Genomic DNA, 9,940 nt, shown 5'->3' with positions numbered 1-9,940 from the left:
CCTGAGGGCCTTGGCCGCCTGAGCACCGTCATGTGTCCGCCGCTCCGCTAAACACGGGGGCTGCGCGGCGGACACGCCGACGTCACCGCAATGCCACGCCATTTTGCAGAACTTGACGCACACAACTTCTGACGGTGCGCCTTAGGAGGAGCATCGCAACGCTCCGCACCTCGGTCGGTTTCGAAATGCGACAGGCCGAGCGTCTCACCGGCGACCCCACCCGGCCGCTTCGCGGCCACCCTCCCCTCAAGGGGGAGGGGAACGTCACGCCGCCTGCGCCATCCGTTCCGAACTCATGCGATAGGAAATCGCTTCGGCCAGATGGATGCGGCCGACCGTCTCGCTGGCCTCGAGATCGGCCAGGGTCCGCGCCACCTTCAAGACGCGGTGATAGGCGCGCGCGGAAAAGCCAAGCTTTTCGCTGGCATCCCTCAGCAGCGACAGGCCGGCGGCATCGGGCATGGCGATCTCCTCGATGACTGACGGCGAGCAATGGGCGTTGGTGGTGGCGGTCGCGCCGAGCCGCTCGAAGCGCTCGCGCTGGATCATACGGGCGCGGGCAACACGTAGTGCGACGGCGGCACTTTTCTCCGCCCGGTCCGGCCGGATCAGATCGCTGGCCGAGACCGCCGGCACCTCGATCCTGAGATCGATGCGATCGAGCAGCGGGCCGGAAATGCGCGCCTGGTAGTCGGTGCGGCAGCGATCGCCGCGCAGGCAGCGATAGCCCGGCTCGCCGGCCATGCCGCAACGGCACGGGTTCATCGCCGCGACCAGCTGGATACGCGCCGGATAGGTGACGCGATGATTGGCGCGCGCAATCATGCAGTCGCCGGTCTCGAGCGGCTGGCGCAGTGCATCGAGCGCCTGCGGCGAGAATTCGGGAAATTCGTCGAGGAACAGCACGCCGTGATGGGCAAGCGAAGCCTCGCCCGGCCGCACGCGCAACCCGCCGCCGACCATCGCCGCCATCGAGGCCGAATGATGCGGCGCGCGGAACGGCCGCCGGTCGGTGAGTTTTCCTTCGCCGAGTTCGCCGGCCACCGAGGCGATCATCGAGACTTCGAGCAATTCCCTGGGCGCCAGCGGCGGCAGGATCGACGGCAGCCGCTGCGCCAGCATCGACTTTCCCGACCCCGGCGGTCCGACCATCAAAAGATTGTGGCCGCCGGCGGCCGCCACCTCCAGCGCCCGCTTGGCGGTCTCCTGGCCCTTGATGTCGGCAAGGTCGGGCAGGTCGCGCGCCGCGGCATGGATGCCGGCTTCCGGCCGTGACAGAACCTGCGTGCCGCGAAAATGATTGGCGATGGCGATCAGGCTGCGCGGCGCCAATATGTCGAAGTCCTTGCCGGCCCAGGCCGCTTCCGGCCCGCAGGCGAACGGGCAGATCAAGCCCTTGCCTTCGGCGTTGGCACCGATTGCCGCCGGCAGCGCGCCAGCCACCGCGGCGATGGTCCCGTCGAGCGACAATTCGCCAAGCACGACATAGCCGGCCAGCATGTCGCCCGGAATGGCGCCGAGCGCCGCCATCAGCCCGAGCGCGATCGGCAGATCGTAGTGGCTGCCTTCCTTGGGCAGGTCGGCCGGCGCCAGATTGACGGTGACCTTCTTCGACGGCATCGACAGGCCGGATGCATGCAGCGCTGCCTGCACCCGCTCGCGGCTTTCGGCTACAGCCTTGTCGGCCAGCCCGACGATGTGCATGTTGACCTTGCCCGGCGCGATCATCACCTGCACGTCGACTGGCACGGCCTCGATGCCCTGGAAAGCAACCGTGCGAACCCGCGCCACCATGTCTTCACCCCGGATGCAGGCTTTGCCCCAAGCCTTTGCGATCATGCCGCGAACGGCGTCACCGGAGACAACCACAGATTTCCGGCGAAGGCAAGAACATTTGGGGAACAGCTGAGCGCAACGGCTGCAATGGTCCGGAACGCGGCCGCTTCCAGAAGCAATGTACGCTAGTTGAGCTTCTCCTCCACGGCATCCCAGAACAGGCTGGCGATGTCGGCGCCGCCGAAGCGCTGCACTTCGCGTATGCCGGTCGGTGAGGTCACGTTAATCTCGGTCATGTAGTCGCCGATGACGTCGATGCCGACGAGGATGAAGCCGCGCTCCTTCAGCGCGGGGCCGATGCGGGCGCAGATCTCGCGTTCGCGTTCCGTCAATTCGGTCTTTTCGGCGCGGCCGCCGACATGCATGTTGGAGCGCGAATCATGCTCGGCCGGCACGCGGTTGATGGCGCCGACAGGCTCGCCGTCAATCAGGATGATGCGCTTGTCGCCAGCCCGCACCTCCTTGAGGTAGCGCTGCACGATGTAGGGTTCGCGGAACATCTGGCCGAACATTTCGAGCAGCGAGGCGAGGTTGCGGTCGGCCTCGTGCAGGTGAAAGATGCCGGCGCCGCCATTGCCGTAGAGCGGCTTGACGATGATATCGCCGAACTCCTTGCGAAAGGCGGCGACCTCGAGCGGGTCCTTGGTGATCAGCGTGTCCGGCATCAGGTCGGGAAATTCGGTGACGAAGATCTTTTCCGGGCTGTTGCGCACCCAGGCCGGGTCGTTGACCACCAGCGTCTTCGGATGGATGCGCTCGAGGATATGCGTGGTGGTGATGTAGTTCATATCGAAGGGCGGATCCTGCCGCAAAAGGATGACGTCCATCTCCCCAAGATCGGTGCGCACCTTCTCGCCCAGCGAATAATGGTTGCCCTTCTCGTCGCGGACCTGCATCGCCTCGATACGGGCAAACACCTTGCCTTCGCGCAGCGACAGCCGGTCGGGCGTGTAGTGGAACAGCTGGTGGCCGCGCCGCTGCGCTTCCAGCGACAGCGCAAACGACGTGTCGCCGGCAATCGACACGGTAGAGATGTGGTCCATCTGGACGGCGACTTTCAGGGGCATGGGTGCTCTCCGGCGCAGTTGCAACGAACGTGCGTCCACCTGGACGCACATACGCTCCAACACTTTGAATCCATGCATCGCGCTTTCCGAAAATCGATTCCGATTTTTCGGGCCGATGCATCGACGAGAGCGATATAAGGAAATCGGCGGCCTCTGCCAATCGGCCAAGGTCATGATGAGGCTGCGCTTCTGGCGCAGACCCCAATGCGATGTGCGTTCAGCGGTCGAAGACCAGCTTGGAATAGCCGAGGAAGGACAGCGCCATGGCAACCAGCGAGGCGACCGCAAGGGCGACGAGCGGCGGCACCATCGGCAGCGCGAACAGCATGGCGCAATAGACGAGATAATTGACGAGGCTGGTGGCGATGCCGACGCCGCCATAGCGTGCGCCCTCTTGCGCGACGCCGCGGCTGGAAGGCGAGAAGGTCAGATGGCGATTGATCAGCCAGGTGACGGACAAGGCAAAACCGATCGAGATGATGCGAGCCGCGAAGGGGCCAAGCGGCGCTATCGCCAACACCAGCCAAAGCGCCGCCGCGTCGGCGACGAAGCCGATGCCGCCGGCGACAATGAAGCGGGCGAGGCGTCCCATTTAGGGCTCTAAGCCGCCCGCGGGGTCTTGCGCGGTCCGGTCTTCAAAGTCGCGAGCGCACTTGCGCGTTCGCGTTCGACGCGGCCGGAAGGCATCGACAGATAGAAGATGCGCTTCTGTTCGGCCCGGCCGCGCGACACCGAATCGAGGATTACCCCGGTCACCGCCGCCAGCATCGACAGCAGCAGCAGCCCGACCGACAGCACCCACGTCGGCATGCGCGGCACAAGCCCGGTTTCGGCGAACTCGATCAGCACCGGCGCCATCAGAAACAGGCTTGATGCCAGGAAGAACACCGAAAAAGCGCCGAAGAAACGCAGTGGCTGCGTCTCCTTCATCAGCATGGCGAACATCCACAGGATCTTCGCGCCGTCGCGAAAGGTCGACAGCTTCGACGAGGAGCCTTCCGGCCGGCGGCCATAGTCGAGTCCGATCTCGCTGACCGGCAATTTGAGCTGCGAGGCGTGCACCGACATTTCGGTCTCGATCTCGAAACCGCCGGAAACGGCGGGAAAACTCTTGACGAAGCGCCTGGTGAAGGCGCGGTAACCCGAGAAGATATCGGTAAAGTCCGAGCCGAACAAACGTTTGTAGAGGCTGTTGAAGATGCGGTTGCCGAAGGCGTGGCCTGTCCTGCCGGCGTCGTTGGCGACGCCGCGCCTGGTGCCCACCACCATGTCGGAGCGCTCGGTCAGCAGCGTGTTGATCAGTTGCGGCGCGTCCTCCGGTGCATAGGTGCCGTCGCCGTCGGCCATCAGGTAGATGTCGGCCTCGATGTCGGCGAACATGCGGCGCACGACATTGCCTTTGCCCTGGCGCGGCTCGCGCACCACGATGGCGCCGGCGGCGCGGGCTCGGAGCGCCGTCAGATCGCGCGAATTGTTGTCGTAGACATAGATCGCGGCGGCAGGCAGCGTTTCGCGAAAGCGCCGCACCACTTCGCCGATCGTCAGCTCCTCATTGTAGCAAGGCAGGAGCACGGCGATGCTCGGCTCATGGCGCACTTCTTGTGGCATTTTCGTCTCCGGATGCCCTGTAAGGCCCCTGACCGCTCAAACGCCGGCCTCGCTCGGGCGGCTTTACTATTTATTGAAGCTGTTAAGGCTAGGTTTAAACCGCACCGTATTCCTTCCAAAGGTCCCGATATGAGCACAGCCGACGATGGCGCCTCCATTTGGAGGTCCGATATCGCGCTGGCGCTGCTTGCCACGGCGCTGGCGCTTGCCGTCAATGCCTTTGCCGGCTTCCCGGCACTGACCAATGCCGGCGGCGACAACGACAATCTGCTGCGCCTCGTCGAAGTTCGCGACATGCTGGCCGGCCAAAGGTGGTTCGATCTCCACCAGTACAGGATGGGCCTGGAAGGCGGTTTCGTCATGCATTGGTCGCGGCTGGTCGATGCGCCGATCGCCGCCATCATCATCGCCGTATCGGCCCTGACCGGCAGCGCGGCCTTTGCCGAGAATGTTGCGCAAGTGCTGTGGCCGGCGCTGCTCTTCTGCCTGACCGTATTTTTCACGGCTCGCGCCGCGCGCAGCTTTGCCGGTGACAGCGCCGTGCTGCCCGCTGTCGTGATCGGCGCTGCCGCACTGTATTTCCTCGGCATTTTTTCGCCTGGCGCGCTCGATCACCACAATGTCCAGCTGATGCTGAGCATGGCCAGCCTGAGCCTGTTGCTTGAAGCGCCAACGCGCGGGCCGGCGGCATTGCTCTCCGGCCTGTGCACCGGATTGATGCTGGCCGTCGGCATGGAGACCGCGCCTTATGTGGCCACCATCGGCGCCTCTGTTGCCATGCTGTTCGCCCTCGGCGCCAATGGCGAGAGGCTGATCGCCCGGGATTTCGGCCTCGGCTTTGCCGGCGTGTCCGCTCTCGTCTTTGTCGCCACCATTGCGCCGTCTGCCTGGGGTCAGGCGCAATGCGACGCCTTCTCGGCCGTGCAGTTCGTCGTCGCGGCGATTGCCGGAACCGGCCTTGCGGCGATAGCGTCGATCGAGCCCGCCGGCCGCACGCGCCAACGGCGCATCGCCTCGCTTGGCCTGCTTGCCCTGGTATTGGCCGCTGTCATCGTCTTTTTGTTCCCACAATGCCTGGCAGCGCCCTACGCCAACCTCGATCCGCGCCTCAAGGAGCTATGGCTTGATCACATCGACGAGGCGCAGTCGCTGTTCAAGCTGCTCGCTGAAGATCCGGCCGGGGTGGTGGCGCGCTATGCCACGCCGCTCATCGCGCTCGTGCTGATGGCGCTTCGCCTTGGCCGTGGCGGCTGGCGGCGGCAGGACAGCCTTGTCGGCGCGCTGCTTGTCGTGGCCTTCATCGTCAGTGCCTGGCAGGTGCGCGGTTCGACATTCTCGATCGCCTTCGCCGTCATCCCGCTTGCCGCCTGGATTGCCAAATGGCGTCAACGGGCAGAGGTCAGCCCGTCGCGCGGCGTGGCGCTGCGCATGGCCGCCGTCTGGCTGGTTTCAGTGAATGCCGTCTGGACTGGGGCTGCCGCGGCAACCTCGGTCGCCTTCGAGGACAGCAATACCGCCGCCGATAATGGCGACGGCGCCGATGTCGCTTGCCAGCGCATGGCCTCCTTTGCGGCACTCGGCCGCCTGCCCGGCACCACCGTGCTGGCAATTTCCAATCTCGGATCGCCTATCCTGGCCTATTCCGGACATCGCGTCTTCGCCGGGCCTTATCATCGCAATGTCGCCGGCAACCTGCTGGCGCTCGATGCCTTCCTTGGGTCCGATGCCGATGCCAGGATCATCCTGGCGGATCATCACGCCGGCCTCGTCGCGCTGTGCCCCGGCAGCGCCGAAAGCAAGCTCCTCGCAGCCGAGGCGCCGGCAGGCTTTCTTGCCGGGCTGATGCGCGGCAGCGTGCCGGAATGGCTTGAGCCGGTTGCCGGGACCAGCGGAGCCGCCGTCGAATTGTACCGCGTCCGGCTGGGCAGCTGATCGATCGGCGGCCCGTGCGGCCTTTTGTCGGACATAAGTCCTGACAATCCACTCTTTCGCCCTTGCCCACCCGACACGGCTGGATAGGATGCGCGCCGGCCGACCGCGATTATTGGACCGGGAGAGAATTTCATGATGCCATCGGCGCGCTTTGCCGACCTCGAAGGCGCTTCGGTACTCATCACCGGCGGCGGCTCCGGCATTGGCGCCGCCTTGACCGAGGGATTTATCCGCCAGGGGGCAAACGTCGCCTTCATCGATATCGCGGACCGTCCGAGTGTGGCGCTGGCCGATCGGTTAGACAAGGAGCTGGGTCGGCGGCCGCTCTATCTCAAGACCGACATACGCGACATCGAGGCGTTGCGGCTATCGGCGGGCAAAGCTGCAGAGGCGCATGGCGACGTGACGGTGCTGGTCAACAATGCCGCGCAGGATGACCGTCATGCCGTCGAAGACGTCACGGTGGCGTTCTGGGACAACAACCATGCCATCAACCTGCGCCCGCATTTCTTCAGCGCACAGGCGGTGGCGCCGGGCATGAAGCGGGCCGGCGGCGGCTCGATCATCAACTTCACCTCGACCTCGTTTCTCATCAACCATCCCGATATGCCGGCCTACACCGCCGCCAAGGCCGGCATCGTCGGTCTCACCAAGGGTCTTGCCGGCAAGCTCGGCGTCGACGGCATCCGTGTCAACGCGATCGCGCCCGGCTGGGTGATCACCGAGCGGCAGAGAAAGCTCTGGGTCACCGAAGAAGCGCTCGCCGCTCATGTCGCCAAACAGTGCATCAAAGAGGTGATGCAGCCGGAAGACATTGTCGGCACTGTGCTGTTCCTGGCGTCGGATGCCTCACGCATGCTGACCGCGCAGATGCTGATCGTCGATGGGGGGTTCCTGTGATCTCATCGAGCAAGACAGCTTCCGTCGCGGCCGTCGACTGGGGCACCACCCGTATGAGGGTCTGGCTGCTCGACGGCGCCGGCAAGGTTCTCGCCGAGCGGCGCGGCGATGACGGACTGATCACCGCCCAGGCTAAAGGATTTTCGTCCATTCTCGAAGGGCATCTGGCTGCACTGGGCGCAGCCGAGGCGCTGCCGGTCATCATTTGCGGCATGGCCGGTTCGCGCCAGGGCTGGCTGGAGGCGCCCTATGTCAGCGTGCCGGCGCCGATCGGCGCTATTCTCGCCGGCGCTGCCCGCATCCCCGGCCAGCGCCGCGACATCCGCATCGTGCCTGGCCTTGCCCAGCGTCTGGCCGACGCCCCGGATGTCATGCGCGGCGAGGAGACGCAGCTTGCCGGCGCCGGTTTGCCGGCAAAGGGACGCCATCTCGTCTGCATGCCTGGCACCCATTCGAAATGGGTGCTGGTCGAGGACGGCTCTGTTGCCGGTTTCGGCACCTGGCCGACCGGCGAGCTGTTTTCGGTGCTGGCCGCGCACTCGATCCTGCGCCATTCGCTGGGCGAGCCGCCGAAGCCGGTTGCCGCCGAAAATCCATTTTTCCGGGAGTGGTGCCTGAAGGCGTTGGCCGAAGGCGGTGACATCGTTTCAAGACTGTTCTCGATCCGCGCCGCCAGCCTGCTGCAGGATCTGAAGCCCGAGGATGCCGCCGCCTGCCTGTCCGGCCTGCTGATCGGCGGCGAGATCGCTTCGGCAAATCGCCGTTATGGGCCAAGTGCCGTGCCCGTCGTGCTGATCGCGTCGGGCGCACTCGGCAAGCTCTATGCCGACGCGCTCGGCCTTGCCGGGCTCGCGGTCAGGGTGGTCGACGCCGACGAGGCGGTGCGTGCCGGTCTTGCCGAAGCCGCGCGCGAAAATGGCATGATCGCCGGAAATGGAGTTGCCGCATGACCGAAACCGCACCTTTTCCAAAGCTCGAGCGGGGTCTGGTCGCCATCCTGCGTGGCCTCAAGCCAAGCGAGGCGGTGGCGATCGGCCAGGCGATCTTCGGCGCCGGTGTCGAAGCGATCGAGGTGCCGCTCAACTCTCCCGATCCTTACGCCTCCATCGCCAGCATTGTCGGAGCGCTTCCTCCAACAGCCTTGGTCGGTGCCGGCACGGTGCTCAGCGCCGCCGATGTCGACGGCCTGCACCAGGCCGGCGGGCGGCTGCTGGTCAGCCCCAATATCGATGCCGAGGTCATGGGCCGGGCCATGCACTACGGCATGGTGACGATGCCCGGCGTGTTCACGCCGACCGAGGCATTTCAAGCAATCCGGCTCGGTGCCTCGGCATTGAAATTCTTCCCGGCGAGCGTGCTTGGCGCGGCAGGCATTTCGGCGATGCGCGCGGTGCTGCCTGCCAGTGTGCTGGTCGGCGCGGTCGGCGGCGTTTCAGATAAGGATTTTGCCGGCTACAAGGCAGCCGGCGTCAGCGTCTTCGGTCTTGGCTCCAGCCTCTTCAAGCCGGGCATGAGCGTCGACGAAGTGGCAGCGCGAGCGAAAGCCGCAGTTCAGGCCTGGGACGCGGCGTTTGGAGCGGCATGATGAGCGAGACCATCGTTTCGGTTTTTTCCGACCATGTCTGCCAACTCGGCGAGGGACCAAGCTATGACCCTGCCACCGACACGCTCTACTGGTTCGACATCGTCAACGGCCAGCTCCTCGAACAGCGCCTGTCGGGCGGTGCCGTCAAAATCCACGAGCTCGGTCAGATGGCCAGCGCCATCTGCATCATCGACGACCAACGCCAGCTGATCGCCACCGAGACCGGTCTGCATGTCCGCGACATCGCGACCGGCAAGCTGACGCTGCACACGCCGATCGAGGCCGACAATGCGGTCACCCGCTCGAACGATTCACGCGTTCACCCTTGCGGCGCGCTGTGGGTCGGCACCATGGGCAAGGGCGAGGAGAAGGGTGCCGGTTCGATCTACTGGTTCTTCAAGGGCGAGCTGCGCCGGCTTTATGCCGACATTACTGTGCCCAACTCGATCTGCTTTTCCGAGGATGGGACGATTGCCTATTACACCGACACCAGCACCGGGCTGTTGATGCGCGTCGGCTGCGATCCGGTGACCGGACTGCCGGTTGGCGAACCGAAGGTCTTCGTCGACCACCGTTCGGCCAAGGGCTATATCGATGGTTCGGTGCTCGACCGTGACGGCATATTGTGGAACGCCTGCTGGGGCGGCAGCGTCGTCGAAGCCTATGGACCCGACGGCAAGCTCGTCCGTTCGGTGGCGATGCCGGCGACGCAGCCTTCCTGTCCGGCTTTCGTCGGCAGGAATGCCGACCGGCTGGCGGTCACCTCCGCCTGGTCGGGCAAAAGCGAGAAGCAGCGCCTGCTCGACCCGCAAGCCGGCATGACATTCATGCTCGACATTCCAGTCAATGGTCGCTTCGAGCCACGCGTGCTGATTGGCTAGACCATGATCCCGAAAAGTGGGAACCGGTTTTCGGAAAAGATCATGGTCAACCAGGAAGATGGCGCCGTTGCTGTCGTGCAGGCGTCCGGCTGACGTCGGTTCCGCGAAAGCCGAATGCATTCGCCGTGCGA

The 9,940-nt window shown here is 65.0% G+C and carries 9 protein-coding genes; 5 read left to right on the top strand and 4 right to left on the bottom strand.

What is annotated here, in order from left to right:
• Positions 1-264: 264 nt before the first annotated feature.
• The 4 genes from NKH99_RS20825 to NKH99_RS20810 form a co-directional block, all read right to left on the bottom strand.
• Complete coding sequence (locus NKH99_RS20825) at positions 265-1,794, bottom strand: YifB family Mg chelatase-like AAA ATPase (protein ID WP_353015269.1); 1,530 nt, start codon at positions 1,792-1,794, stop codon at positions 265-267.
• Positions 1,795-1,961: 167 nt separating this feature from the next.
• Positions 1,962-2,903, bottom strand: a complete 942-nt coding sequence (gene gshB, locus NKH99_RS20820) for a glutathione synthase (protein ID WP_353015260.1) — start codon at positions 2,901-2,903, stop codon at positions 1,962-1,964.
• 217 nt (positions 2,904-3,120) lie between these two features.
• Positions 3,121-3,495 (bottom strand): GtrA family protein, encoded by a 375-nt coding sequence (locus NKH99_RS20815; RefSeq protein WP_352472815.1) that lies wholly within the window; start codon positions 3,493-3,495, stop codon positions 3,121-3,123.
• 8 nt (positions 3,496-3,503) lie between these two features.
• Positions 3,504-4,511, bottom strand: a complete 1,008-nt coding sequence (locus NKH99_RS20810; protein WP_352472814.1) for a glycosyltransferase — start codon at positions 4,509-4,511, stop codon at positions 3,504-3,506.
• Positions 4,512-4,640: 129 nt separating this feature from the next.
• Between NKH99_RS20810 and NKH99_RS20805 the strand changes: the two genes are divergently transcribed.
• The 5 genes from NKH99_RS20805 (at position 4,641) to NKH99_RS20785 (ending at position 9,809) form a co-directional block, all read left to right on the top strand.
• On the top strand, positions 4,641-6,443 hold the full coding sequence (locus NKH99_RS20805; RefSeq protein WP_353015257.1) for a GtrA family protein: 1,803 nt from the start codon (positions 4,641-4,643) through the stop codon (positions 6,441-6,443).
• A gap of 132 nt (positions 6,444-6,575) precedes the next feature.
• Entirely contained in the window at positions 6,576-7,343 is a 768-nt protein-coding gene (locus tag NKH99_RS20800; RefSeq protein WP_353015254.1) for an SDR family NAD(P)-dependent oxidoreductase, read from the top strand.
• Entirely contained in the window at positions 7,343-8,293 is a 951-nt protein-coding gene (locus NKH99_RS20795; protein WP_502900091.1) for a 2-dehydro-3-deoxygalactonokinase, read from the top strand. The genes NKH99_RS20800 and NKH99_RS20795 overlap by 1 nt, the downstream gene beginning before the upstream one ends.
• The gene (locus NKH99_RS20790; RefSeq protein ID WP_353015249.1) at positions 8,290-8,928 is read left to right on the top strand and encodes a 2-dehydro-3-deoxy-6-phosphogalactonate aldolase; all 639 of its coding nucleotides are present in this window, start codon (positions 8,290-8,292) and stop codon (positions 8,926-8,928) included. The genes NKH99_RS20795 and NKH99_RS20790 overlap by 4 nt, the downstream gene beginning before the upstream one ends.
• Entirely contained in the window at positions 8,928-9,809 is an 882-nt protein-coding gene (locus NKH99_RS20785; RefSeq protein ID WP_353015246.1) for an SMP-30/gluconolactonase/LRE family protein, read from the top strand. Before NKH99_RS20790 ends, NKH99_RS20785 begins: the two co-directional genes overlap by 1 nt.
• Positions 9,810-9,940: the final 131 nt, after the last annotated feature.

It is taken from the genome of Mesorhizobium sp. M0854 (assembly GCF_040319815.1).
GTDB lineage: Bacteria > Pseudomonadota > Alphaproteobacteria > Rhizobiales > Rhizobiaceae > Mesorhizobium.
The sequence above is the reverse complement of the archived record's forward strand: the minus strand, read 5'-3'. Positions and strand labels throughout refer to the sequence as shown.

Coding starts and splice junctions, on each gene's coding strand:
- NKH99_RS20825 (WP_353015269.1), bottom strand. CDS start 1,794: ATGGTGGCGCGGGTTCGCACGGTTGCTTTCCAGGGCATCGAGGCCGTG.
- gshB (WP_353015260.1), bottom strand. CDS start 2,903: ATGCCCCTGAAAGTCGCCGTCCAGATGGACCACATCTCTACCGTGTCG.
- NKH99_RS20815 (WP_352472815.1), bottom strand. CDS start 3,495: ATGGGACGCCTCGCCCGCTTCATTGTCGCCGGCGGCATCGGCTTCGTC.
- NKH99_RS20810 (WP_352472814.1), bottom strand. CDS start 4,511: ATGCCACAAGAAGTGCGCCATGAGCCGAGCATCGCCGTGCTCCTGCCT.
- NKH99_RS20805 (WP_353015257.1), top strand. CDS start 4,641: ATGAGCACAGCCGACGATGGCGCCTCCATTTGGAGGTCCGATATCGCG.
- NKH99_RS20800 (WP_353015254.1), top strand. CDS start 6,576: ATGATGCCATCGGCGCGCTTTGCCGACCTCGAAGGCGCTTCGGTACTC.
- NKH99_RS20790 (WP_353015249.1), top strand. CDS start 8,290: ATGACCGAAACCGCACCTTTTCCAAAGCTCGAGCGGGGTCTGGTCGCC.
- NKH99_RS20785 (WP_353015246.1), top strand. CDS start 8,928: ATGAGCGAGACCATCGTTTCGGTTTTTTCCGACCATGTCTGCCAACTC.